Source organism: Solimonas fluminis, from assembly GCF_002930645.1.
In the GTDB taxonomy this organism is placed as follows: Bacteria; Pseudomonadota; Gammaproteobacteria; order Nevskiales; family Nevskiaceae; genus Solimonas_A; species Solimonas_A fluminis.
The window spans coordinates 322,825-345,945 of the sequence record NZ_PSNW01000003.1 but is presented as its reverse complement, the minus strand read 5'-3'; the positions used below and the strand labels follow the sequence as shown (position 1 = coordinate 345,945).

The 23,121-nt window shown below is 68.0% G+C and carries 19 protein-coding genes and 1 tRNA gene; 11 read left to right on the top strand and 9 right to left on the bottom strand.

The window, feature by feature from the left end:
• Window positions 1-3: 3 nt before the first annotated feature.
• Both C3942_RS07975 and C3942_RS07970 read right to left on the bottom strand, forming a co-directional pair.
• Window positions 4-930, bottom strand: coding sequence for an alpha/beta fold hydrolase (locus tag C3942_RS07975; RefSeq protein WP_104229844.1), 927 nt, complete (start codon window positions 928-930; stop codon window positions 4-6).
• A gap of 29 nt (window positions 931-959) precedes the next feature.
• Window positions 960-1,388: an organic hydroperoxide resistance protein gene (locus C3942_RS07970; protein ID WP_104229843.1), complete on the bottom strand. Its 429-nt coding sequence runs from the start codon at window positions 1,386-1,388 to the stop codon at window positions 960-962.
• 112 nt (window positions 1,389-1,500) lie between these two features.
• Here C3942_RS07970 and C3942_RS07965 point away from each other — a divergent pair, with 112 nt between their 5' ends.
• Complete coding sequence (locus C3942_RS07965) at window positions 1,501-2,328, top strand: AraC family transcriptional regulator (protein ID WP_104229842.1); 828 nt, start codon at window positions 1,501-1,503, stop codon at window positions 2,326-2,328.
• A gap of 18 nt (window positions 2,329-2,346) precedes the next feature.
• Here the strand turns inward: C3942_RS07965 and C3942_RS07960 are convergent, their stop codons facing one another.
• Window positions 2,347-3,288, bottom strand: coding sequence for a LysR family transcriptional regulator (locus tag C3942_RS07960; protein ID WP_104229841.1), 942 nt, complete (start codon window positions 3,286-3,288; stop codon window positions 2,347-2,349).
• Between the two features lie 90 nt (window positions 3,289-3,378).
• Here C3942_RS07960 and C3942_RS07955 point away from each other — a divergent pair, with 90 nt between their 5' ends.
• From C3942_RS07955 to tadA, 3 genes are all read left to right on the top strand, one after another.
• Window positions 3,379-4,551: an MFS transporter gene (locus C3942_RS07955; protein ID WP_104229946.1), complete on the top strand. Its 1,173-nt coding sequence runs from the start codon at window positions 3,379-3,381 to the stop codon at window positions 4,549-4,551.
• A gap of 36 nt (window positions 4,552-4,587) precedes the next feature.
• The gene (locus C3942_RS07950) at window positions 4,588-5,625 is read left to right on the top strand and encodes an aldo/keto reductase (protein WP_104229840.1); all 1,038 of its coding nucleotides are present in this window, start codon (window positions 4,588-4,590) and stop codon (window positions 5,623-5,625) included.
• Window positions 5,626-5,696: 71 nt separating this feature from the next.
• Window positions 5,697-6,179 (top strand): tRNA adenosine(34) deaminase TadA, encoded by a 483-nt coding sequence (tadA, locus tag C3942_RS07945; protein WP_104229839.1) that lies wholly within the window; start codon window positions 5,697-5,699, stop codon window positions 6,177-6,179.
• A 155-nt stretch (window positions 6,180-6,334) separates the two neighbouring features.
• Here the strand turns inward: tadA and C3942_RS07940 are convergent, their stop codons facing one another.
• From C3942_RS07940 to C3942_RS07930, 3 genes are all read right to left on the bottom strand, one after another.
• A complete protein-coding gene (locus tag C3942_RS07940; protein ID WP_104229838.1) occupies window positions 6,335-6,994 on the bottom strand; it encodes an ankyrin repeat domain-containing protein in 660 nt (219 codons plus the stop codon).
• 116 nt (window positions 6,995-7,110) lie between these two features.
• Window positions 7,111-7,185 (bottom strand) — tRNA-Val (locus C3942_RS07935).
• 54 nt (window positions 7,186-7,239) lie between these two features.
• Window positions 7,240-7,872: a TetR/AcrR family transcriptional regulator gene (locus C3942_RS07930; RefSeq protein ID WP_133164269.1), complete on the bottom strand. Its 633-nt coding sequence runs from the start codon at window positions 7,870-7,872 to the stop codon at window positions 7,240-7,242.
• Window positions 7,873-8,043: 171 nt separating this feature from the next.
• Between C3942_RS07930 and C3942_RS07925 the strand changes: the two genes are divergently transcribed.
• Complete coding sequence (locus C3942_RS07925) at window positions 8,044-8,496, top strand: helix-turn-helix transcriptional regulator (protein WP_104229836.1); 453 nt, start codon at window positions 8,044-8,046, stop codon at window positions 8,494-8,496.
• 46 nt (window positions 8,497-8,542) lie between these two features.
• Complete coding sequence (gene roxB, locus C3942_RS07920; protein ID WP_133164268.1) at window positions 8,543-10,891, top strand: rubber dioxygenase RoxB; 2,349 nt, start codon at window positions 8,543-8,545, stop codon at window positions 10,889-10,891.
• Window positions 10,892-11,028: 137 nt separating this feature from the next.
• Here roxB and C3942_RS07915 read toward each other — a convergent pair whose 3' ends face one another.
• Window positions 11,029-11,676, bottom strand: coding sequence for a TetR/AcrR family transcriptional regulator (locus C3942_RS07915; protein ID WP_165797376.1), 648 nt, complete (start codon window positions 11,674-11,676; stop codon window positions 11,029-11,031).
• A gap of 121 nt (window positions 11,677-11,797) precedes the next feature.
• Here C3942_RS07915 and roxC point away from each other — a divergent pair, with 121 nt between their 5' ends.
• The 5 genes from roxC to C3942_RS07890 all read left to right on the top strand — a co-directional run bounded on the left by roxC (window position 11,798) and on the right by C3942_RS07890 (window position 21,143).
• Entirely contained in the window at window positions 11,798-14,194 is a 2,397-nt protein-coding gene (gene roxC, locus C3942_RS07910) for a putative rubber dioxygenase RoxC (protein WP_104229833.1), read from the top strand.
• Between the two features lie 51 nt (window positions 14,195-14,245).
• Window positions 14,246-16,651: a c-type cytochrome gene (locus tag C3942_RS07905; protein WP_104229832.1), complete on the top strand. Its 2,406-nt coding sequence runs from the start codon at window positions 14,246-14,248 to the stop codon at window positions 16,649-16,651.
• Complete coding sequence (locus tag C3942_RS07900) at window positions 16,648-17,049, top strand: helix-turn-helix domain-containing protein (protein WP_104229831.1); 402 nt, start codon at window positions 16,648-16,650, stop codon at window positions 17,047-17,049. Before C3942_RS07905 ends, C3942_RS07900 begins: the two co-directional genes overlap by 4 nt.
• A gap of 150 nt (window positions 17,050-17,199) precedes the next feature.
• Window positions 17,200-19,758, top strand: a complete 2,559-nt coding sequence (locus C3942_RS07895; RefSeq protein ID WP_243393541.1) for a DUF1302 domain-containing protein — start codon at window positions 17,200-17,202, stop codon at window positions 19,756-19,758.
• A 32-nt stretch (window positions 19,759-19,790) separates the two neighbouring features.
• Window positions 19,791-21,143 (top strand): DUF1329 domain-containing protein, encoded by a 1,353-nt coding sequence (locus C3942_RS07890; RefSeq protein ID WP_104229830.1) that lies wholly within the window; start codon window positions 19,791-19,793, stop codon window positions 21,141-21,143.
• A 1,101-nt stretch (window positions 21,144-22,244) separates the two neighbouring features.
• Here C3942_RS07890 and C3942_RS07885 read toward each other — a convergent pair.
• Together C3942_RS07885 and C3942_RS07880 are read right to left on the bottom strand one after the other, a co-directional pair.
• Window positions 22,245-22,481, bottom strand: coding sequence for a hypothetical protein (locus tag C3942_RS07885; RefSeq protein ID WP_104229829.1), 237 nt, complete (start codon window positions 22,479-22,481; stop codon window positions 22,245-22,247).
• 106 nt (window positions 22,482-22,587) lie between these two features.
• Window positions 22,588-23,118 (bottom strand): REP-associated tyrosine transposase, encoded by a 531-nt coding sequence (locus C3942_RS07880; RefSeq protein ID WP_104229828.1) that lies wholly within the window; start codon window positions 23,116-23,118, stop codon window positions 22,588-22,590.
• Window positions 23,119-23,121: the final 3 nt, after the last annotated feature.

Here is a 23,121-nt window from a genome sequence, read left to right as displayed (position 1 = left end):
GTCTCAACGCTTCAGGAACTCCAGCAGGTCCTGGTTCAGCCGCTCCTTGTGCGTATCCGGCAGCCCATGCGGCGCGCCCGGGTAGACGATCAGCTTGGCATTGCGGATCAGCTTCACCGCGGCCCGCGCGCTGGCGTCGATCGGCACCACCTGGTCGTCGTCGCCGTGGATCAGCAGCGTCGGCACGTCGAACTTCCTCAGGTCCGGCCGCAGGTCGGTGGCCGAAAACGCCGCGATCGAGTCGTAGGTGTTCTTGTGGCCGCCCTGCATGCCCTGCACCCAGAACGACTGGATCAGGCCCTGCGAGGACTTGGCGCCCGGCCGGTTGTAGCCGTAGAAGGGGCCGGAGGCGAGATCCAGGTAGAGCTGCGAGCGGTTCTCCAGCGAGGCCTTGCGCAGGCCGTCGAACACTTCCAGCGGCGTTCCGCCCGGGTTGTCCGGCGTCTTGAGCATCAGCGGCGTGACGGCGCTGACCAGCACGGCTTTCTTCACGCGGGCCGTGCCGTGGCGCCCGATGTAGCGCGCCACCTCGCCGCCGCCGGTGGAGAAGCCCACCAGGGTCACCTGCTTCAGGTCCAGGGCCTCGATCACCGCAGCGAGATCGTCGGCGTAGTGGTCCATGTCGTTGCCTTCCCAGGGCTGGCTGGAGCGTCCATGGCCGCGGCGGTCGTGGGCGACCACGCGGTAGCCCTTCGAGGCCAGGAACATCATCTGCGATTCCCAGCTGTCCGAGCTCAAGGGCCAGCCGTGGCTGAAGGTCACGACCTGGCCGTCACGCGGGCCCCAGTCCTTGTAGTAGAGCTGCACGCCGTCGCGCGTGGTGATGGTGCTGGCCGTCTTCTCGATGGCGGCAGGGGAGGCCGCGTGGGCCTGGAGGGTGGCTGCGAGCGCCAGCGCCGGCAGCAGGAAGAAGCGATGCAGGTTTTTCATGGGAATGCTCCTGTCGTGGGGTAGGGGGCTCAATCGACCAGCACCAGCGAGACGTCGATGTTTCCGCGCGTGGCGTTGGAGTACGGGCAGACGATGTGCGCCTTGTCGACCAGCGCCTGGACCTGCTCGCGGGCCAGGCCGGGCACGCGGATGCGCAGCTCCACCTCGATGCCGAAGCCGGTGGGGATCTGGCCGATGCCGACGCGGCCGGTGATCTGCGTATCGGCCGGCAGCGCGACCTTGGCCTGGCCGGCCACGAACTTCAGTGCGCCGAGGAAGCAGGCCGAATAGCCGGCGGCGAAAAGCTGTTCCGGGTTGGTGCCGGGGCCGCCGGCGCCGCCGAGTTCGCGCGGCGTGGACAACTGCAGGTCGAGGACGCCGTCGGAGGAGGTGGAGCGGCCTTCGCGGCCTCCGGTGGAGGTCGCTTCGGCGGTGTAGAGGATCTTGGCGATGGACATGGTGGACTCCTGCTTCGTGGAAAGGGTGGTGCCAATCGGCAGGAGGAACTTTGCGCCCGATGGGAGTACGATTGGTTGCAGAAAGTCCTTAAAATTTGATCAGGAGTGCCGAATGGCCGACCGCCTTGCCGCCCTGCTGGAACGCTTCACGGTCAGCGCCCGGGTGTTCCATGCCGGGGCCCTCTGCGGCATCAACGAGCTGGACGGCTCGGGGGATACCGGCCAGATCCACCTCATCCGGCGCGGTCGCGTGGAGGTCCGGCATGGCGGCGTGACGGCGGCGGAGATCACGCGCCCGAGCCTGCTGCTGTACCCGCGGCCGATGGCGCACCGCTTCATCACCGACCCCGACAGCGGCGCGGACTTCGCCTGTGCCCAGGTCAGCTTCGGCGGCGAGGCCGCCAATCCCATCGCCGCCGCCCTGCCGCCCTTCACCTGCATGGCGCTGGAGGACCTGCAGGGCGCCGAGGGCGTGCTGTCGCTGTTGTTCGACGAGGCCTTCCAGCAGAACTGCGGCCGCCAGGCCCTGCTCGACCGCCTGTTCGAGGTCGTGTTGATCCAGGTGCTGCGCCAGCTGATGGAGCAGGGCCGGGTGCGGGGCGGCATGCTGGCGGGCATGTCGCATGCGCGCCTGCGCCACGCCCTGATCGCCATGCACGAAAAGCCGGCGCAGGACTGGTCGCTGGAGGCGCTCGCCGAAGCCGCGGGCATGTCGCGCAGCGTCTTCGCCCGCAGCTTCCGCGAGGTGGTGGGCTGCACGCCGGGCGCCTACCTGCAGGCCTGGCGCATCGGCCTGGCGCAGCAGGCGCTGCGCCGTGGACGCTCACTGAAGATGATCGTCCACGACGTCGGCTACGGCAGCGAGGCGGCGCTGTCGCGCGTGTTCAAGGCGCAGACCGGGTTGTCGCCGCGGCAGTGGCGCCTGGATCAGCGCGGCTGAGCCGGAGGACTCCGGGGATCAGGGCCGCATCCTCGACGGCGGCCGGCTGAGGCGCGCATCCCGCGCCAGCTGCTCCACCAGGAAATCCAGCACCGCCCGCACCCGCGCCGGCAGGCTGCCCGGCTTGCCGAGGTAGACGGCGTGGATCGGCTCGGTCTCCATCGGGTTGTACTTCTCCAGCACCGCCACCAGCCGGCCGGCGTCGAGGTCGGCCTGGACGTGGTAGCGCGACAGGCGTGCGAGTCCCAGTCCCGCCACCGCCATCTGCCGCAGTGCCTCGCCGTCGCTGCTGCGCAGGCGGCCCTGCACCGGAACATCGACCGCCTTGCCGCCCACACGCAGCGGCCAGTCCGGTACGCGGCGGCGGTAGCTGAAATCCAGCTGCTGGTGCGCGCGCAGATCCTCCGGCTTCCGGGGCAAGCCCTGCCGCGCGAGATAGCCCGGCGAGCCGACGATGACCTGCGTCGTCTCCCCCAGCCGGCGCGCCACCAGTGCGGAGGAGGGCAGTGGGCCCCAGCGCACCGCGATGTCGGCGCGCTCGTCGATCAGGTCCACCACGCGGTCGGTCAGCGCCACATCCAGCGCCAGCTGCGGGTACTGCTCCAGGAAGCGTGGCAGCAGCGGCAGCAGCACCTGCGAGCCGAAGGAGGTACTGGTATTGATGCTGACGCGCCCGCGCGGCGCGGCGCCGGTGGCGACGCCGTGCTCGGCCTCGTCCATGTCCGCCAGCACGCGCCGGCTGGCCTCATAGAACTGCTGGCCCTCCGCCGTGAGCTGCAGCTTGCGCGTGGAGCGATGCACCAGCTGGGCGCCGAGCCTCGCCTCCAGCCGTCCCACCAGCTTGCTGATCGCGGACGGCGTCATGCCCAGCGCTCGCGCCGCCGCGGAGAAGCCGCCGCGGTCCACCACGCGCACGAAGGCCTCCATCTCGCCGGAGCGGTTGATCTCGGTGCGGGCCATGGCGGATCCATCTGTGAATTGAAGTCACAAGTGTACGTCCTCGTATCCGGATATTCATCCGGGGGCCCGGGGCATACAGTGCGCGCCACCATGCCCATCGCACTCCTCGCACTGACCGCCGGCGCCTTCGGGATCGGCACCACGGAATTCGTCATCATGGGCCTGCTGCAGCAGGTCGCCGCCGACCTGCAGGTGTCCGTGGACGATGCCGGCCTGCTGATCTCCGGCTACGCGCTCGGCGTCACCGTCGGCGCGCCGCTGCTGACCATCGCCACCCGCGCGCTCCCGCAGAAGCTCGTGCTGCTGGGGCTGATGGCCATCTTCACCCTGGGCAACCTGGCCTGCGCGCTGGCGCCCGACTATGGCTGGCTGATGGCGGCGCGCGTCGTCACGGCCCTGGCCCACGGCACCTTCTTCGGCGTCGGCTCGATCGTGGCCACCGGCCTGGTGCCGGTGGAGCGCCGCGCATCGGCCATCGCCATCATGTTCACCGGCCTCACCGCCGCCACCCTGCTGGGCGTGCCGGCAGGCGCCTGGCTGGGTCTGCACCTGGGCTGGCGCGCCACCTTCTGGGCGGTGGTGGTCATCGGCCTGCTGGCCTTCGCCATCATCGCGCTGTTCGTGCCGGCCGCGGCCGCGCCGCGCATCCGGCCGGCACCGCTGCGCGAGGAACTGGCGGTGCTGCTGCGGCCGCAGGTGCTGCTGGGCCTGGCGATCACGGTGATGGGCTTCGCCGGCGTGTTCGCCGTCTACACCTACGTGCAGCCGCTGCTGATCGACGTCACCGGCGTCTCCGCCGAGACCGTGTCGGCGATCCTGCTGCTGTTCGGCGTCGGCCTGGCCGCCGGCAACATCGGGGGCGGCCGCCTGGCCGACCGTGCGCCGGCCAAGGCCGTGCCCGCCACGCTGGCCGCGCTGGCCCTGGTGTTCGCGGCGATGCCGCTGGCCATCGGCACGCCCTGGGCCGCCGCTCTGTTCTTCGGCGTGCTCGGCGTGGCGGCCTTCGCCACGGTGGCGCCGCTGCAGCTGCGCGTGCTGGAGGCCGCCTCCGGCACCGGCCAGACGCTGGCCTCCAGCCTCAACATCGCCGCGTTCAATCTCGGCAATGCCCTGGGCGCCGCCGCCGGCAGCCTGACCCTGTCGCAGGGCCACGGCCTGCGCACGCTCGGCACGGTCGCCCTGCTGTTCACGCTGGCCGGACTGGCGCTGGCCTGGGCCGGCCGCGCGCGGCGCGGCCCCGCCGCCTGCGAAACCGCGGCCTGAGCGCCGCACCTCCCTCCATTCTTCCGGAGCAAGACTATGGAATACCGCCTTCTCGGTCATTCGGGCTTCAAGGTTCCCGCACTCGGCTTCGGCGCCGGCACCTTCGGCGGGCAGGGCCCGCTGTTCAGCGCCTGGGGCAATACCGATGTCGCCGCCGCAGGCCGTATCGTCGATATCTGCCTGGATGCCGGCGTCAGCCTGTTCGACACCGCCGACGCCTATTCCGGCGGCGCCTCGGAGGAAATCCTCGGTGCCGCGCTGAAGGGCCGCCGCCAGCGCGCGATCCTCTCCACCAAGATTTCCCTGCGCTTGGGGCAGGGCCCCAATGACGCCGGCTCCTCGCGCCAGCACCTGGTCGAGGGCGTGCACGCCGCGCTCAAGCGCCTGGACACGGACCACATCGACATCCTGCAACTGCATGCCTTCGACGCGATGACGCCGGTGGAGCAGGTGCTGCGCACGCTGGACCAGCTGGTGCGCGAGGGCAAGCTGCGCTATCTCGGCGTCTCCAACTTCTCCGGCTGGCAGCTGATGAAATCGCTGGCCGCCTCGGATCGACACGGCCTGGAGCGCTATGTCGCCAACCAGGCCTACTATTCGCTGATCGGGCGCGACTACGAATGGGAGCTGATGCCCCTGGGCATCGACCAGGGCATCGGCGCCCTGGTGTGGAGCCCGCTGGGCTGGGGCCGCCTCACCGGCAAGATCCGCCGTGGCAAGCCGCTGCCGCCGGGCAGCCGCCTGCACGAGACCGCCGGCTTTGCGCCGCCGGTGGAGGAGGAGCGGCTCTACCGCGTGATCGACGCCCTGGAGGAGATCGCCGCGGAAACCGGCAAGACCGTGCCGCAGATCGCGATCAACTGGCTACTGCAGCGGCCCACCGTGTCCAGCGTGCTGATCGGCGCGCGCGACGAAGCGCAGTTGCAGCAGAACCTCGGTGCCCTCGGCTGGCAGCTCAGTGCCGCGCAGATGTCGCGGCTCGACGCCGCCAGCCGCGTCACCCCGGCCTATCCCTACTACCCCTACTGGAACGGACAGTTCGCCGAGCGCAGCCCGGTGGCGGTCACCGCCTGAAGCCGCGGCCGCTGACGGCGCGGCGATTTGCTGGTATTGATACGGCCCGCCGTTCAATCCCCGCCGACCCCATGTCCGAGACCTTCACGCCGGAAGACCAGCACTGGATGCGCCATGCGCTGCTGCTGGCGCGCCGTGCGCAGGAGGCGGGCGAGGTGCCGGTGGGCGCGGTGCTGGTGAAGGAAGGCCGCATCATCGGCGAGGGCTGGAACCGGCCCATCGGCGACCACGACCCCAGCGCGCATGCCGAGATGCTGGCCATGCGCGCCGCGGCGCAGCGTGTCGGCAACTACCGCCTGCTCGACACCACGCTGTACGTCACGCTGGAACCCTGCGTGATGTGCGCCGGCGCCATCGTGCATGCGCGCATCGGCCGGCTGGTCTACGGCGCGCCGGACCCCAAGGCCGGCGGCGTGCACTCGGTGTATGACGTCATCGCCCATCCGCGCCTCAACCACCGGCTGCCCTGGCAGGGCGGCGTGCTGGAGGCGGAGTGCGGCCAGATCCTGCGCGAATTCTTCCGCGCGCGGCGCGGCAAGGCGACAACCCCCTAGGAGCGGCCGTTGGCCGCGACCCTCGGAGTTCCTGCCTAGCCCATCGCGGCCCACGGCCGCTCCTGCGAGGCTTCATTTTTGTGGGGGCGGCGCCAGTTGCGATGTCCCATGACGGAGATCACGACTCGCGCCGCTCCCGCGACAGCGGGTAACGATCAGCCCGCCAGGTCCAGGATCGCTGCCGTGTTCAGGTGACCGCGCTCGCGGGCGATCTCGGCGGCGTTCTTGCCGTCCTCGGTCTTGCCCAGGCGGTCGGCACCGCGCGACAGCAGCAGCTTGCACAGGCCGTCGAAGCCGCGCGAGGCCGCCAGGTGCAGCGCGCTGACGCCGCTGCCGCCCACGTACTTCACGTCCGCCCCGAAGCCGATCAGCAGCGGTGCCAGCGCCTCGCCGGCCGGGCCGGCGATGGCGGCATGCATCGGCGTGTTGCTCATCGGGTTCTGCGACACCGCTTCCATCGGCGCACCCAGGCCCAGCAACACGAACAGCGATTCGCGGGCGCCGAGGAAGGCCGCCAGGTGCATCGGCGTCCAGCCGTCCGGGCTGTACTCCTTCGTCAGCTCCGGCTTGGCCGCCACCAGCTCCGCCACGCGGCGGGCATCGTTCATTGCCGCGGCCTCGAACACGTCCAGCGGGCGGAAGCCCTTCAGCAGCTGGGCGATCTCCAGCGCGCCGTTGTAGAGCGCGAACATCAGCGGCGACAGCCCGCCGGGAATGGCGTCGGTGGCCTGGGAGGCATCGCGCTCCAGCGCGGCCTTGGCGGCTTCGAGATCGCGTTGCTGGATGGCCAGCATCAGGGGGCGGACGGCGGTCATGGCGGGGCAGGGGCGGCGGGAAAGGGGCGCAGCCTAGCGGCGAACGGGGCGGGGCTCAACCCCGCGGGGCAGAAACGACAAAGGCCTGCATCGCTGCAGGCCTTTGTCTTCTCGTTTGGTGGACAGTACAGGGCTTGAACCTGTGACCCCCGCCGTGTGAAAGCGATGCTCTACCGCTGAGCTAACTGTCCGAGGGGCGCAAATGATAGTGAGACAGCCCCGCAGCGTCAAACCGGCGGCTGCGTTCAGGCTTTCTGCAGGCCGAGCTGGCGGGCGAGGAAGTCGATCATCACGTCGGCCGCCGCGCGCTCGTAGTCCGGCGTGATGAGGCGGTGGGCGATGTAGGAGTGCCGGAAGCAGGTGGTGGCCACGTCCACCGCCAGGGTCGCCACGTCCACCGGTTCGGCGGCCACCGTCAGCCCGCGCGCCTGCAGCAGCTGCCGCGCCAGGCCGCCGAGATGGCGCACGGTCAGTTCATAGCTGCGGTAGCTCTCGTCGGTCACCGCGCCGCCCAGGGCCAGCATCATCCCGGTGGGGTGTTCGTTATGGAAGGCGGCGGCGGCATGGACGATGGCGCGCACCACGTCCTGCCAGTCGCGCCTGGCCAGCTGTGCCGCATCCGCCACCAGGGTCTGCTCCAGCCCCGCGAAATGGCGGCGAACCAGTTCGTTCAGCACGGCATAGGGCGTGGGGAAGAACTTGTAGATGCTGGCGCGGGTATAGCCCAGGCGCGCGGCCACGGCCGGGATCGAGAAGCCCGCCAGTCCTTCTTCCGCCAGCAGGGTCTGCGCTTCCTGCAGCACCAGTTCGAAACGGTCGATGGCCCGCTGCTGCTGGGGCAGGCGGGCGAGGGCGCGCTGGTCTACGGCAATGTTCATGGAAAACAAGAATACCCGGTCGCGGAAGTTACAGCAGTAACTTTCCGGGGCGGCCGAGCGGTCGAATGGACGGCCTGGGGGGAAATTCAGCCGCTTGACGGATTAAAGTTACAAGAGTAACTTTCTTGCAAGGTTACATAAGTAGCGAATTCGCAGGCTGGGAGGACGGCCATGGATGCGAGGGATCGCCATGCGGGAACCGCGGAGGATGGCCTTGCCATGGCCGGGCTTTCCCGCCGCAAGGCGCTGGCCCGGCTCGTCCGGGCCGAACTGCAGGCGCGGACCCAAGGGGGCTACCCGACGCTGCGTGAGATGTCGCTGAAGCTCTGCGTGTCCACGCGAACGCTCAAGCGCCATCTGCGTGATGCCGGTGCCAGTTATCGCGAACTGCTGGATGGCGTGCGGCGCGAGCGTGCATCGGAGCTGTTGACCCGGCCGGGCCTGACGGTGGAGGCGATCGCCGATCGGCTGGGGTACAGCAGCGGAGCCAACTTCTCGCGCGCCTTCCAGCGCTGGATGGGCATGGCGCCCGGCCGGTTCCGCGAAAGCCTTGCTCCGGCGCGGCCTGCAATGGTGTCGGGGCCTGGCTTGACAGTGGAAGGTCGAGAACCTTACTTTTGTTAAAGTTACATAAGTAACTATTTTTGTCGGTGCGCTTCGGGAGAGGCCTGTGAAGAGATTCGGGATGACGGCGCCGCGGCTGGCGGCGGTGTTGCTGTGCGCGGGGTTGTCGGCTTGCGCTCCGGGGCGCAGCGACACGGTATCCGGTGACGGCAGCACGGCGCGCAGCCTGGACGAGCATTTCAGCCAGAACGTGCAGCCCGGCCTCGACTTCTGCCGCACCTGCCATGTCCCCGGCGGCGTCGCCGACGTGGAGGACGGCAGGGACTTCATGCTCTCCTCCAGCCGAGCGGATGACCTGCAGAAGCTGCGCGACAGCTGGGAGCGCCTGGGCGGCAACAATCCCACCTCGCGCATCCTGCTGATGTCCTCCGGGCAGGAAACCCCGCACAGCGGCGGCGCGCCCTGGCCGGTCGGCAGCGCGGCGTACAAGAACATGGAGATCCTGCTCAAGTGCTTCGAGAACCCGGCCACCTGCAGCCTCAGCGGCGGCGTGGACCCGGGCGAGCTGCTGCCCCTGCTGGGCAGCCGGCGCGGCGGCCACTACTGGTTCGACTACTGCGCGGGCAAGCCCGACAGCACCGAGGTGCCGCAGGATCCGCGCGAGCTGGTGGTGGAGGGCATCGACAAGGACAAGGCCGTCCTGATGAACGCCTACTGGAAGACCTGCCAGGAGGACAACCACCCGGGCACCTGCGGCGAGCTGCGGGCCCGCTCCGAGCGCGGCTATCGCCTGGTGGCGGCGACCGGCGAGATCGGTGCCGGCACCATGTTCGGCGGCGACTCGCCGGACCCCGCCTTCGCCTTCCCGGCCGAGGACTACAACACGCTGTGGGACCGCGTGCTGCGTCTGCCCAGCCGCCCCGACAATTTCGACCAGCTCATGGCCGAGCGCTGGGGCATGCCGCTGCCGGACAAGCGCAATCCCTATCCGCTGCCCGGTGAAGACCCGAATGCCAGCAACGGCGGCAGCGGCCAGCTGCCGCTGGGCCTGACGCAGCTGCGCAACCCGGACGGCAGCTGGACCGGCAATGTCGGTGTCACCTGCAACATCTGCCACGGCGGCGCCGTCGGCAAGGCGGCGGACGGCGAGGGCCTGGGCCCGATGTACGGCACCAACTCCATCTCCGACATCACCGTGATGTTCACCGACCTGGGCCGCATCGCGCCGCAGCAGTCGCTGCTGGCGGTGATCTCGCAGAACAAGGTGCGCGGCACCGGCAACATCACCAACTTCCAGCTGTTCGGCACGCTGACGCTGTTCGATGCGCTGATCCCCTATCTCACCGTGCAGACCCAGCCTTCCACCGGCACCGAGGACCCGCCGGTGTGGTGGAACGTCGGCAGCCGTCCGATGAAGTTCTTCGACGCCGGCATGCCCACGGACGCCAAGCGCATCGAGCTGTCCTTCCACTTTCCCAACGTCGCCTCGCCGAACAATGTCGAAGGCAAGCAGTGGATCAAGGACCACATGCAGGACGGCGACAGCTGGATGATGTCGATGCGCTCGCCGAAGTGGCCGGAGGGCAAGCTCGGCGAGGTGAACACCGCGCTGGCGGAGCAGGGCGCGATCCTGTTCCACAGCAAGGACCTGTGGGGCGCGGGCCTGGACAATCCGGTGCGCCGTCCCGAAGGCGGCAACGGCTCCTGCGCCAGCTGCCACGGCGCCTACTCGCCGCGCTACGTCCACGATCCCGCCTTCCTGGCGACGCCGCTGCTGGAAGGCATCGCCGCGTATGTCACGCCGATCGACATCATCGCCACCGACACCCGGCGCCTCGACGGCCACAGCCAGGTGGTGTCGAACTATGCGCGCCAGAACTGGTTCGCCTACAACGACGGCCCGAAGAACGAGCAGGGCGTGCCGACCTGCGGCTCTCAGAATGACGCCGCCGTGCGCGGCGACCGTGAGCTCGGCTACCTGGCCCCGCCGCTGTACGGCGTCTGGGCCACCGCGCCGTACTTCCACAACGGCGCCGTGCCCAGTGTCTGGGAGGTGCTCAAGCCGGCGGACCGCAAGCCCATCTGGCGCCGCCTGTCGCGCCCGGCCATCGACAACGGCATTGCCGGCTTCGACTACAGCCTGGAGACCGGCTACAACGCTCCGCACATGGGCTGGAACTACGAGGCGCTGCCCTGCGGCACCGGCTCGATGCCCTTCATCGACTGCAATCCCAGCGGCGGTGGCACGGTTCAGGACCTGCTGGGCCTGGTGTGGGCCAACGGCGGTCTGGCCTGGAACCTGCTCAACCTGCCGATCTTCACCAGCCAGCAGATCGAGGACCGCAAGGTCTACAACACGAACTACTACAGCCAGGACAACGGCGGCCACGAGTTCACCAGCGTGCTCACCGACCAGGAGCGGCAGGCGATCATCGAGTACCTGAAGACGCTGTAACGGGTGACGAGAACGAAGAAGGGGCGCCTCGGCGCCCCTTCTTCGTCTTGTTCCCCTCTCCGCTTGCGGGAGAGGGCGGCCCGGGGGGGGCGGGAGAGGGTTTCCGCAGGACGTGCGCCGATGCACGCGGCTTGCAGTCAGCGCAGCGCCAGCCCCAGCCGCTTCGCCAGGAAGGCCAGCATCACGTCCGCGCCCGCCTGCGTGTACTCCGGCGTCATGCGTCCGTGCAGGAAATAGCTCATGCGGAAGCTCGCCGTGCCGAACTCCACCGCCAGCGCCGCGATGTCGGGCGAGTCCTCGGGCACCGCGATACCGCGCTGCGCGAACAGCGTGCGCGTCAGCGTGCCGAGGCGGGCGATGGTGTATTCCAGCGCGCGGAAGCTGGCATCGGATATGGGTCCGGTCAGCAGCACCACCTGCGCCGCAGGGTGTCGGCTGTAGTAGTCGGCGGCGGCGTGGATCATGCGCGTCACCATCTCCTGCCAGTCGCTGGCCTGCGCGATGCTTTCCGCGTAGGCCGCCAGGTGCTCCTCCAGCGCCGCCAGCTGGCGCTCCGCCAGCTCGTTGAGCAGGGCATAGGGGGTGGGAAAGAACTTGTAGATCGTCGCCCGCGGGAACTCCAGGCGCTCCGCCAGCGTGGGGATCGAGAAGCCCGACAGCCCCGCCTCCAGCAGCAATTCCTCCGCCGCCGCCAGCACCAGGTCCACGCGGTCCTTGGCGCGCTGCTGCTGCGGCTTGCGGGCCACGAAAGCGGGGTTGTGCGGGGGTTTGACTGCTTCGTTCACGATTCATCCTTGACGCCAAACGGCAACTAATGTTACCTATTACAAAAGGCAACAAATGCCCCTTTTATAAGAATAGCGGGACCGGAGGAGAGGAATGCAGCATCAAGCGATGAGGAGGGCCGTGCTCGGCCCATGGGCGCTGGCCCTGTCCGTACTGCTGCTGGCGGCCTGCGCGCCCGGGCGCAGCGACCCGGTCCCGGGCGGCGGCACCGCCGCGCGCAGCCTGGACGAGCACTTCAGCCGCAACGTCCAGCCCGGCCTCGACTTCTGCCGCACCTGCCACGTGCCCGGCGCGCCAGGCGACGTGGAGAACGGCCATGACTTCATGCTGTCCGGCGACAAGTCGCAGGACATGGCCCACCTCAAGGCCAGCTGGGAGCGCCTGGGCCGGAACAACCCCACCTCGCGCATCCTGCTGATGTCCTCCGGACAGGAGACGCCGCACAGCGGCGGCGCGCCCTGGCCGCTGGGCAGCGCGCCGTACAAGAACATGGAGATCCTGCTGAAGTGCTTCGAGAATCCCTCGGGCTGCAGCCTCAGCGGCGGGATCGACGCGGGCGAACTGCTGCCGCTGCTCGGCAGCACGCACGCCAAGACCGTCTGGGAGACCTACTGCGCGAACCGGCCGGACGATGCCGAGCTGCCCATCGACCCGCGCACGATGATCCGGCCGGGCGTCAACGAGAACCGCGCCGTCTACTTCAACGCCTGGTACCAGGACTGCCACGCGAACCTGCCGGAGAAGGAGCGGGCGCCGAAGACCTGCGGTGCCTATCGCGAGCGCCGCGAGCGCGGGCGCATGGCCTTCATCGACACGCTGGCCGCGGGCTCGCAAACCGCCGAGGACTACAACGACAGCTGGAAGAAGTGGGGCCTGGACCAGCGCCCGGCCAACTTCGACGAGCTCTATACCCTGCGCTACGGCTACAACCACGCGCCCTTCCGCAATCCCTACCCGCTGCCGGGCGAGGACCCGAATGCCAGCGACGGCGGTTCCGGCCAGCTGCCGCTGGGCAAGCGCCAGCTCAAGGACGCGCAGGGCAAATGGACCGGCGTGATCGGCGAGGTGGCCTGCTTCGGCTGCCACGGCGGACAGATCGGCGACGCCAGCGACGGCGGCAGCAGGATCACGATGAAGAACCTGGGCCTGGGCAACAACAACGCCGACACCGGCATGCAGGCCACCGACGGCGGCAGCGCCTACGGCGTCTCCATCGGCGTGCCGCTGCTGCTCAATCCCTTCGCGCTGGGCGGCGACCAGCGCGGCCAGAACAACGCCGTGGCCGGCTTCGAGCTGCTGTTCATGCTGCTGGACTACGACAGCCTGGGCCTCAACCCCAACGCGCTGAAGCTGGCGCAGAACTCGGCGCAACCGCATCCCACCGCCGAGCAGCAGGACACGCCGGCCTGGTGGAACTACGGCCACCGCGCGCGCAAGTTCTTCGACGGCAGCCAGTCGATCGACAGCACGCGCATCGTGATGGCGGCGGGCGTGGGCGAACTGGCCGCCGTGATCACGGTGGACGGCAAGGCCTACCGCGATCGCATCGAGGAGTTCGACCAGGACCTGGCGGCCTTCTTCCTGTCGCTGGAGTCGCCGGTCTATCCGGGCGACATCGATACGAAGCTGGCGGAGCAGGGCGCGGTGCTGTTCCACAGCAAGGACCTCTGGGGCGGCGGCGCCAATGCCGGCAAGCCCAAGCCGGCCGGCGGCAACGGCTCCTGCGCGAGCTGCCACGGCGCCTACTCGCCGCGCTACGTCCACGATCCGGCTTTCCTGGAAGACCCGGTGCTGGGCGGCATGGCGGCGCACCTGATGCCGCTGGAAGTGATCCGCACCGACTCCGCGCGTGCCGACGAGCTTTCGCCCTATCTGCGCGAGGCCTACGGCACCACCTTCTGGGGTTACCCCGACGGCGTGGAGGGCTGGACGGCGCCGGATGCGAAGAACCTGGCGGCGGAGTTGGCCGACGATGGCCTGCCGCTGTCGATGCGTCCGCAAGGCGTCTGCGGCTGGGAGCGCGAGATCATCGGCTACCAGGCCCCGCCGCTGCACGGCACCTGGGCCACCGCCCCGTACTTCCACAACGGCTCGGTGCCCACCATCGAGCAGGTGCTGAAGTCCTCGGATCGGCCCGCCATCTGGCGCCGGCAGCTGCAGACCATCGACGAGATCAGCGGCTTCGACCAGAGCCTCGGCCGCGCCTATGACTTCCAGCGCCTGGGCTGGAAGCACGAGGTGCTGGCCTGCGGTGACCTGCCGGGCAACCCGCTGTTCAACTGCAACCCGGTAGCGCCGGAGCAGCCCTCCGTCACGCAGACCGTGATGAACCTGCTGTATTCCGGCTTCAACTGGTCGGCGCTGGTGGTGCTGCCCGACCTGGTCCCGGGAGGTGCCGACAAGCGCTTCGTCTACGACACGCGCAAGCTCGGCAACGGCAACGGCGGGCATGACTTCTCCGACGTGCTGACCGAGCAGGAACGCAAGGCGGTCATCGAATACCTGAAGACGCTGTAGCGAAAAACAGAAACAGCCCCGGCCCCAGGCCGGGGCATCGAGGAGAGCGGCATGAAGATTCGGCATTCCGGCAAGGCCGGCCTGTGGCTGCTGGCGCTGGCGCTGGGGGGCTGCGGCGAGTACGGCGGGCGCAGCGACGGCCTGCAGGGCGGCGGCAGCGTGGCGGCGCGCAGCCTGGAGGAGCACTTCAGCGGCAAGGTGCAGCCGCAGCTCGACTTCTGCCGCACCTGCCACGTGCCCGGCGCGCCGGGCGACGTGGAGAACGGCCATGACTTCATGCTGGCCAAGGATCGCTCGCGTGACCTGGACAACCTCCGGGCCAGCTGGGAGCGCCTGGGACGCAACAATCCTACTTCGCGCATCCTGCGGATGTCCTCCGGCCAGGAGACGCCGCACAGCGGCGGTGCGCCCTGGCCGGTGGGCAGCGCGCCGTACAAGAACATGGAGATCCTGCTCAAGTGCTTCGAGAACGGTGCCGGCTGCGCGGCGCTGCTCGCGGGCGGCGTCGATGCCGGCACGCTGTTGCCGCTGCTGGCGGAAGGCCACCGCGGCGGCCACGCCTGGTCGCGCTACTGCGAGGGCAAGGACGACGCCGCGGCGCTGCCGGTGAGCCCGGTGGCGCTGGTGAAGCCGGGCGTGAACGCCGGCAAGGCGGTGTACTTCAACGCGTACTACAAGAACTGCCATGTCGATGCGGCGCCGGAGGACGCGGCGCCCAGGACCTGCGGCGATTGGCGCGGGCGCATCGAGCGCGGCGGCGTCATCATGAAAGGCAATGGCGTGCAGGGCGCCGCCGGCAACTTCATCGGCAACTATCCGGCGGCGGCGGTGATTCCGGGCTTCCATCTGACGGCGGATGCCTACAACAACATGTGGCGCTCCTGGGGGCTGAGCAAGCGGCCCGAAAACTACGACCAGTTGCTGGCCGCGCGCTGGGGCGTGGTGCTGGGGCCGGAGCGCAATCCCTATCCACTGCCGGGCGAAGACCCCAACCAGACCGATGGCGGCTCGGGCCAGTTGCCGACCGCGTGGACGCAGCTGCGCGAGGCGGACGGGCGCTGGAGCGGCAAGCTGGCGAGCACCTGCCACGCCTGCCACAGCGGCCAGGTCGGCTTGCCGGGTGAAGCGGGCCTGCCGGGTGCGATCTACGGCACCAACAGCCTCAGCGACATCGGCGTGATCGGGAGGGACACCCTGTTCGCGGGATATGCGATCGGGCCGGCGCTGACGGCCTTCACGCAGGTGCGCGGCCTCGGCAACATCACCAATTTCCAGATCTTCAATGCCATCTCGGCCCTGGTCACGCCGGCCAACCTGCTGCCCTACCTGCTGATGCAGACCTCGGGCGGTACCGGCAGCGAGGATCCGCCGGTCTGGTGGAACTACGGGCACCGGCCGCTGAAGTTCTTCGACGGCGGCATGTCCTCCGATGCGCAGCGCATCCTGGTCTCCGCGTTCACGCCGCTGGGCGCCGCCAATCCCATCCCGCTCAATGTCAACGCGGCCTTCGAGTGGATCGAGCAGCATGACCAGGATGCCGCGGCCTGGGTCCTCGACCGGCGCTCGCCGAAGTATCCGGAGCCGGTGGATGTACCGCTGGCGGAGCAGGGGGCGGTGCTGTTCCACAGCAAGGACCTGTTCGCTCTGCCGGCGAATGCGGGGCGCGAGCGGCCCAAGGGCGGCAACGGCTCCTGCGCGAGCTGCCACGGCGCCTACTCGCCGCGCTTCGTGCACGACCCCCACTACCTCGAGACGCCGGAGCTGGAGGGCATCGCCGGCTACATCGTGCCGCGCGACCTGATCGGCACCGATCCGCGCCGAGTGGACGGCAACGACCAGGAAGTGTCGCGGACCTTCGAAAAGGACTGGTTCGGCTACCCCGAGCAGCGCGGCACGGAGAACGATTGCGGCGACCAGAACCTGGACCGCATCCGCGGCGACCGGGAGAACGGCTACCTGGCGCCACCGCTGTACGGGGTCTGGGCGACGGCGCCGTATTTCCACAACGGTTCGGTGCCCAATGCCTGGGAGGTGCTGAAGTCCTCGGACCGCAAGCCGATCTGGCGGCGCGTCTCGGCACCCAATGAGACCGGGCTCGACGTGGTAATGGGCTTCGACCCCAGCTTCCGGCGGGCCTACGACCGGCAGAAGCTGGGCTGGAAGTACGAGGAGATTCCCTGTGGCGTCGGCGGCGCCATGCCCTACCTGGAATGCGACCCCTCGGACCCGATGAAGAACCCGCTGCTGGAGCAGATCCTGTCGGTGATCTACGCCAACGGCGGCCTGGCCTGGAACATCCCCAACCTGCTGCAGACACCGCTGACGAACGCCCAGGTCGAGGAGCGCAAGATCTACAACACCCGGCTCTACAGCCAGGACAACGGCGGCCATACCTTCACCGACGCGCTGACCGATGCCGAGCGCAAGGCGATCATCGAATACCTGAAGACGCTATGAGCGCCGTGCCTGCATCCGGCGGCAAGCGCCTGCGCCGGTCCTGCGCGCAACTGCCGGAGCGGGTCCTGGCGGTGCTGGCGGCCGGCAAGGGGACCTGTCCCGGCCAGCGCGAGGTCGCGGAGCGGCTGTGCATGTCGCCCCGCACGCTCAAGCGCCAGCTGCGGCGCCAAGGCCTGCGCTTCCGCGACCTGCGCGAGCGTGTGCTGCGGCAGCGCGCTGAACAGTTGCTCGGCGGCACGCGCCTGCCGGTGGACCAGGTGGCGCTGCAAGTGGGCTACAGCAGCGGCGCCAACTTCTCGCGGGCCTTCAACCGCTGGCAGGGCCAGGCGCCGGGCCGGTTCCGGCAGCGGCTCGGCGCGGTGGGGGAGAGCCCGATACCTGTCGGAACGGCACCCTGAGGCGTGCCGCTGGCATGGTCACCAATCTCAACACCTTGTCCGCAATTCTCATTACCGCCGGACAGGAGCGGGAGCATGCTCCGCAGAATGCCGGGCGCAGATCCGGCAGGCGTGACGACTACAACTAGAGATTCACGAGGGCCCCCTGCGATGATGGAGAAGATCAAGCCCGCGGCTCGCGCCGCGGCGTTGCTGCTGTCGCTGTTCAGCCTGCCGGCCTGGTCGCTGAGCTTCGACCTGGACGACAACGGCGAGTGGAATGCCGTGCTCAACACCACCATCACTGCCGGCGCCGCCTGGCGCATGCAGGATCGCGCCAGTGACCTGGTGGGCAAGTCCAACCTCGACCCGAACGTCTGCGGCCGTACCGCCGACGGGCGCATGCTCTACCAGGCCTGCCAGGGCCTGTTCCGCACCCAGACCTATCCCGCTCAGAAGCTGGCCAGCTCGCCGGGCCAGTTCACGGTGAATGCCGATGACGGCAACCTGAACTACGACAAGCACGACATCGTGCAGGCGCCGCTGAAGATCACCCAGGACTTCACGCTGACGCACGGCGACTGGGGCCTGTTCGTGAAGGGCCTGTACTTCTACGACTTCGTCAACAACGACTTCACCGAGAACCATCCCAACCGCATCACGCCGGAGAACATGCTCGACGTGGGTACGGTGTCGGTGCCGGGCCGCGAGGTGTTGCCGCTGCCCCTGGGCCTGCCCAACCTGCCGCTGACGCAGCGCAGCGATTCGGTGGCCTGCCCGCCCTCGCGCAACCCCGGCATCGGTCCCTGCGGCCTGGTCTACGGCCCCGGCGGCGTGGTGCGCAGCAAGCGCAGCGACAGCGAGACGCTGCGCCAGATCGGCACCGACCTGCAGCTGCTGGACGCCTTCGTCTACGGCAAGCTGCCGCTGTGGGGCGACAAGGAGCTGACCGTGAAGCTCGGCCGCCAGACCGTGAACTGGGGCGAGTCCACGCTGCTGGTGTTCGGCTCCATCAACCAGGTGAACCCGGTCAACGCCAACAACTTCTACCGCACCGGCTTCCTGGTGGAGGAAGTGTTCACGCCGGTGGGCATGTTCTACGCCTCCATGGAGCCCTTCGACGGCGCCACGCTGGAAGCCTTCTACCAGTACGAGTGGGAGCCGCTGGAAGCGCCCGCGCCCGGCTCCTACTTCGCCTTCCTCGACGTGGGCAGCAACAACGCCATCGACAACGTCAACCTGAGCTTCGGCGGCGCGGCGGAGGACCCGGAGGCCGTGGGGCGCCTGATCGACAACCCGCTGTCCGGCATCACCAACACCTCGCTGACCGCGCAGCGCCTGAAGGACAAGGAGCCGGACGGCGGCGGCCAGTACGGCCTGGCGCTGAAGTACTACTCCGAGGACTTCAACGCCGGCACCGAGTTCGGCTTCTACTTCATGAATTACCACGCGCGCAATCCCTACGTCAGCGTGATATCGGTGGACGAGAGCTGCGCCAAGGACGTGCGCAGCACGCTGGGCTTCATCGCCAGTTGCCCGGACGTGCCCCTGCTGCACACGGTGCTGCGGCCCAACGACCCCAACGGCGCCACCAGCAACGCCGTGCCCTTCGACACCCTGAAGGTCCAGCTGGAGTACCCGGAGGACATCAAGCTGTTCGGCCTGTCCTTCAACACCACGCTGGGCGACTTCTCGCTGCAGGGCGAGGTGGCCTACCGCCCGGACGAGCCGCTGCAGGTGGATCTGGAAGACCTGGTGTTCGCCGGCTTCGGCCCCACGCTGAGCAACTGCCACCTGCGCGACGAGCAGGGGCAGGGCTGCGCCGGCACCGGCTCGCTGACCGGCGCCCTGCTGGGCGGCATCCCGGCGCTGTCCGGCGTGGTGGACCGGCTGCTGCAGTTCTTCGGGGTGGACTTCCTGGGTGGCCTCGGCGCCATGCCGGACGGCAGCATCGGCCTGTACCCGGGCAGCGACTACGTGGTGGATGCCAACGGCACGCCGGGCGCCTACAGCGATACCTTCGACCTGCTGATCGGCCATGTGCCGGGTTCGGGCCGCGCCTTCCCGTCGTTCATCATTCCCTACCGCGGCGGAGTGGTGGGCAAGAACCCGGGCAACAGCTATATCCGCGGCTGGGAAGAATTCGACAGCTACCAGTTCAACCTGGGCGCCACCCACGTGGCCGGCGCCACCGACAACCCCTTCGGCGCCGACCAGGTCATCACCCTGCTGGAGCTGGGCGCCACCTGGGTGCCGGGCATGCCGGACCTGGACGAGCTGCAGCTGGAAGCGCCGGGCACCTACACCCACGCCAGCGCCGGCGCGGACGGCAGCGGCGCCGACCGCTCGCGCCAGGCCTGTTCCACCAACGAGGCTTGCTCCTGGGGGCCGGACGGCCTGCGCTTCAACCCCCACCAGCAGGACCTGGGGGGCTTTCCGGACAAGCTGTCCTGGGGCTACGTGATCATCAGCCAGATCAAGTACGAGTCCGTGCTGCCCGGCATCTCGCTGATGCCGCAGCTGACCTGGAAGCACGACGTGAAGGGCACCGCCCCGGGCCTGGCGACCAACTTCGTGGAAGGCCGCAAGAACGGCGACATCGGCCTGGAAATCCGCTACAAGTCCAGCCTGTCGTTGAATCTCGGCTACACCTGGTTCACGGGCGGCGGCTCCTACAACCTGTACCGCGACCGCGATACGGCACGCGCCTTTGTCCGACTGCAGTTCTGACGCACCCATACCTACAGATGAGGAGACGGAAGATGCACAGCAGGATCACGATCACGGCGGCGCTGGCGGCCGCGCTGTTCGCCGGGGCGGCCGGCGCCAAGGTGGGGCCCGACGAGGCCGCCAAGCTCGGCAAGGAACTGACGCCCGTGGGTGCCGAGAAGGTCGGCAACAAGGAAGGCACGATCCCGGAATGGACCCCGGGCAAGCAGCGCGGCAAGCTCAAGGGCGAGTACCCCAACAACCCCGAGACCGACGGCGACAAGCCGCTGTACACCATCACCAAGGGCAACATCGGCCAGTACGTGGGCAAGCTGAGCGAAGGCCACAAGAAGCTGCTCAACACCTACGACAGCTACAAGATGAACGTCTACCCGAGCAAGCGCGTCGTCGCCTGGCCGGACATCATCTACCAGGCCACCGCCGCCAATGCCACCACCTGCGAGATGGTGGGCACCGATACGCCGGACAACTGCAAGCTGGGCTTCCCCTTCCCGATTCCCAAGAGCGGCGCCGAGCCGGTCTGGAACCACAAGCTGAAGTTCCGCGGCGAGGCGGCCACGCGCTACAACAACCAGTTCATCGTGCAGCCCAACGGCGCCTACCAGCAGACCAAGATCATCGAGGACGTGACCTTCGGCTACGGCTCGATCAAGAAGCCGGTGCCGCTGACCACCACCTCCGGCGAGTTCCTGAAATACCTGTCCAAGACCGTGGAGCCGCCCCGCATGGCCGGCACCTACATCCTGGTGCACGAGAAGGCCGGCACCGGCGCCGCGGGCCGCGCCGCCTGGCTGTACTCGCCGGGCCTCAAGCGCATCCGCCGCGCCCCGACGGTCTGCTGCGACAACCCGTACGAAGGCACCGACGGCCACCAGTTCTACGACCAGGTGGACATGTTTAACGGCGTGCTGGAGCGCTACAACTGGAAGCTGGTGGGCAAGAAGGAAGTCTTCATCCCCTACAACTCCAACAAGATCGCCGGCAACACCATCAAGTACAAGGACCTGATCCGTCCCAAGCACATCAACCCCGAGTTGCCGCGCTACGAGCTGCACCGCGTCTGGGTGGTGGAGGCCACGCTGAAGGAAGGCACCAGCCACACCTTCAAGAAGCGCCGCTTCTACATCGACGAGGACAGCTGGAACATCGCGCTGGTGGACGACTACGACAACCGCGACCAGCTCTACCAGTTCCAGGAAGGCCACGTGGGCTTCGCCGCCAACGTGATGGCGAGCTTCACCGTGCCGGAAGTGATCTACCACTTCACCTCGGGCCGCTACTTCATCACCGCCGCCTTCAACGAAGACAAGCCGTATGACCTGACGGTGAGCTTCAGCGACGACTACTTCAGCGCCAGCTCGGTGCAGAAGATGACGACGAAGTAAGCGAGGCGATCGGCGAGAATTGCCGTTCGCCCTGAGCCTGTCGAAGGGTGAACGACCAACTCCCACCCCCTCTCCCCGCAGGCGGGGAGAGGGTAGGGGTGAGGGGCGATCCCGCGCTGCGGCGAAGCTTGAGGTCTCGAAGTGGTGACATAGCTACACTCAAATCCTCGTCTGCACTGGGTATCAGGTGCGACGTCTTTACGGAGCATGCCGGGGGGCTTGCTCCGTTTTTTTATTCTCAGCGCTACGCAAGCCGGCTGTAGAACCCTTCTCCCCTTGGCAGCAGGAGAGAGGTGGTGGGGGGAAGGCCTCGCGGGGTAGGCAATGCATGGATCAATGGCCCAGGAGCGACGAGAAATGATCAGCCGACCCGTTCGCCCTGAGCCCGTCGAAGGGTGAGCCGGGGCTGTCGTGGAGTGCCTTGAATGGCACTCCACGCCGGCGAACGCCCGGCCATGGATGGCCGGGCTGGGGCTCGATCAGGAAGTGAAGTCCGGCCACGGACGGCGCCCCCAAAAAACGGAACTCCGTTATGAGTTCCGCCTCTGCGCGCGTAGCATATTCCTCATCGACCCAGGCTCCACGTTGGAAAGCCCAACGACCGAAGCCCACGGCATACCGGGATCGATCTCACCCACCCGGCCCATGCCTCTCACGGCTCCAGAACTTCCCCGCAGTAGAACGATTGCCGGGCTAACCCAGTAGGGCTCTGCTAGCGCATCCGCGAACGAGTCCCGGGTCCGCCTGCTGTCGGTGCTCATTAACAACACGGTATTGCTGCCCGCCGGGCTGTCTCCACCAGGGGAGCCCGCGCAGCGTAACGGGCGTGCCTGGACGAGGCGCCCGCGGAGACAACGGCTGGCCGCAAGGCCAGGACTGGCACGTGGCGAGCGCCATCTCTCCGGAGACGGCCCGGCGGAGCAGGTTTCTTGATCTATTAGCGGCCTTCTCGACCAACCGAGTCGGAACTGTTCGCGACAAGCGGGTCAAGACCCGCCCTACGCTCGCTGTAATCCCGATGCCAGTTCTGGAACAACCCGCTTTCGGAATCAAAGTACTGCCCCGGATGCCTGAGGTTGTAGACAACCTACTTAATTCAAGCTACGGAATCGGCCCCCGCGAGATGAGTTGAAGGTCGGGCTCCGGATTCTCGTAGTGAATCAGTCCGTGAAGTGGAAAATTGATCACTACCCCTGTCTTCAAGTATTCCCACTCGGTTTTCGGATACGCATCGCAGTATTCCCCCGTGTCGATAGAGCACACAACGACACCGCCTGCGTCTTGGACGAGTTTGACCTTGTCGCCGAGCTTCACCTCTTGGCCGTCTAGATACTTCATCCCATGCTCCTTTTAGCAAGCGTAGGGTGGGCTTTAGCCCGCGCGAAGGCTCCCCTCCGAATTACCGCCCCAGCAAGCGTAGGGTGGGCTTTAGCCCACGCGAAGGCTACTCTCCAAACTTCTTGGCAGAGCCGGGATCAATGCCACCCCAGTCGGGCGCCAACATTCCCTGGCGAGCATATCGATGAAAGCTTGAATGTGGCCAATCGGCCACCTTGGCAACCAAGCCATGCTTGACGGGATTGTAGTGAATGTAGTCGATATGACGCTTCAAGTCTTCGGCGTCGCGTATCTGATGCTCCCAGAACCGGCGCTGCCAGATGCCCTTCTCGCGCTTGACCTGCTTGCTGGCGCTGCGGTTGGAGGAGACGGGCAGATGCCTGGAGAATCCACTCTTGATCGCGCTCCAGCACAGTGAATAGTCAGCATCGCCGGAAGGCAGTTCCAAAATCGCATGCAGGTGATCCGGCAATACGCAGATCGCAATGGTCTTGAACGGCATGCGTAGGGAGACGGACCTATAGGCGGCACGAAGGTTTTTAACCTGACTCGCCAACAGGGCGCTGTCTCGCTGCGCGAGCGCTACCGTGAAGAAGAAGGTGCCACCTGCGACTTTGGCGCGTCGATATCGAGACATGGC

What these genes read in the sequence shown, in the direction of transcription:
- C3942_RS07965 (WP_104229842.1), top strand. Translation starts at nt 1,501, where the DNA reads ATGGCCGACCGCCTTGCCGCCCTGCTGGAACGCTTCACGGTCAGCGCC.
- C3942_RS07930 (WP_133164269.1), bottom strand. Translation starts at nt 7,872, where the DNA reads ATGAACATTGCCGTAGACCAGCGCGCCCTCGCCCGCCTGCCCCAGCAG.
- C3942_RS07905 (WP_104229832.1), top strand. Translation starts at nt 14,246, where the DNA reads ATGAAGATTCGGCATTCCGGCAAGGCCGGCCTGTGGCTGCTGGCGCTG.
- C3942_RS07925 (WP_104229836.1), top strand. Translation starts at nt 8,044, where the DNA reads ATGGATGCGAGGGATCGCCATGCGGGAACCGCGGAGGATGGCCTTGCC.
- C3942_RS07890 (WP_104229830.1), top strand. Translation starts at nt 19,791, where the DNA reads ATGCACAGCAGGATCACGATCACGGCGGCGCTGGCGGCCGCGCTGTTC.
- C3942_RS07950 (WP_104229840.1), top strand. Translation starts at nt 4,588, where the DNA reads ATGGAATACCGCCTTCTCGGTCATTCGGGCTTCAAGGTTCCCGCACTC.
- C3942_RS07960 (WP_104229841.1), bottom strand. Translation starts at nt 3,288, where the DNA reads ATGGCCCGCACCGAGATCAACCGCTCCGGCGAGATGGAGGCCTTCGTG.
- tadA (WP_104229839.1), top strand. Translation starts at nt 5,697, where the DNA reads ATGTCCGAGACCTTCACGCCGGAAGACCAGCACTGGATGCGCCATGCG.
- C3942_RS07970 (WP_104229843.1), bottom strand. Translation starts at nt 1,388, where the DNA reads ATGTCCATCGCCAAGATCCTCTACACCGCCGAAGCGACCTCCACCGGA.
- C3942_RS07900 (WP_104229831.1), top strand. Translation starts at nt 16,648, where the DNA reads ATGAGCGCCGTGCCTGCATCCGGCGGCAAGCGCCTGCGCCGGTCCTGC.
- C3942_RS07975 (WP_104229844.1), bottom strand. Translation starts at nt 930, where the DNA reads ATGAAAAACCTGCATCGCTTCTTCCTGCTGCCGGCGCTGGCGCTCGCA.
- C3942_RS07955 (WP_104229946.1), top strand. Translation starts at nt 3,379, where the DNA reads ATGCCCATCGCACTCCTCGCACTGACCGCCGGCGCCTTCGGGATCGGC.
- C3942_RS07880 (WP_104229828.1), bottom strand. Translation starts at nt 23,118, where the DNA reads ATGTCTCGATATCGACGCGCCAAAGTCGCAGGTGGCACCTTCTTCTTC.
- C3942_RS07940 (WP_104229838.1), bottom strand. Translation starts at nt 6,994, where the DNA reads ATGACCGCCGTCCGCCCCCTGATGCTGGCCATCCAGCAACGCGATCTC.
- C3942_RS07895 (WP_243393541.1), top strand. Translation starts at nt 17,200, where the DNA reads ATGATGGAGAAGATCAAGCCCGCGGCTCGCGCCGCGGCGTTGCTGCTG.
- C3942_RS07885 (WP_104229829.1), bottom strand. Translation starts at nt 22,481, where the DNA reads ATGAAGTATCTAGACGGCCAAGAGGTGAAGCTCGGCGACAAGGTCAAA.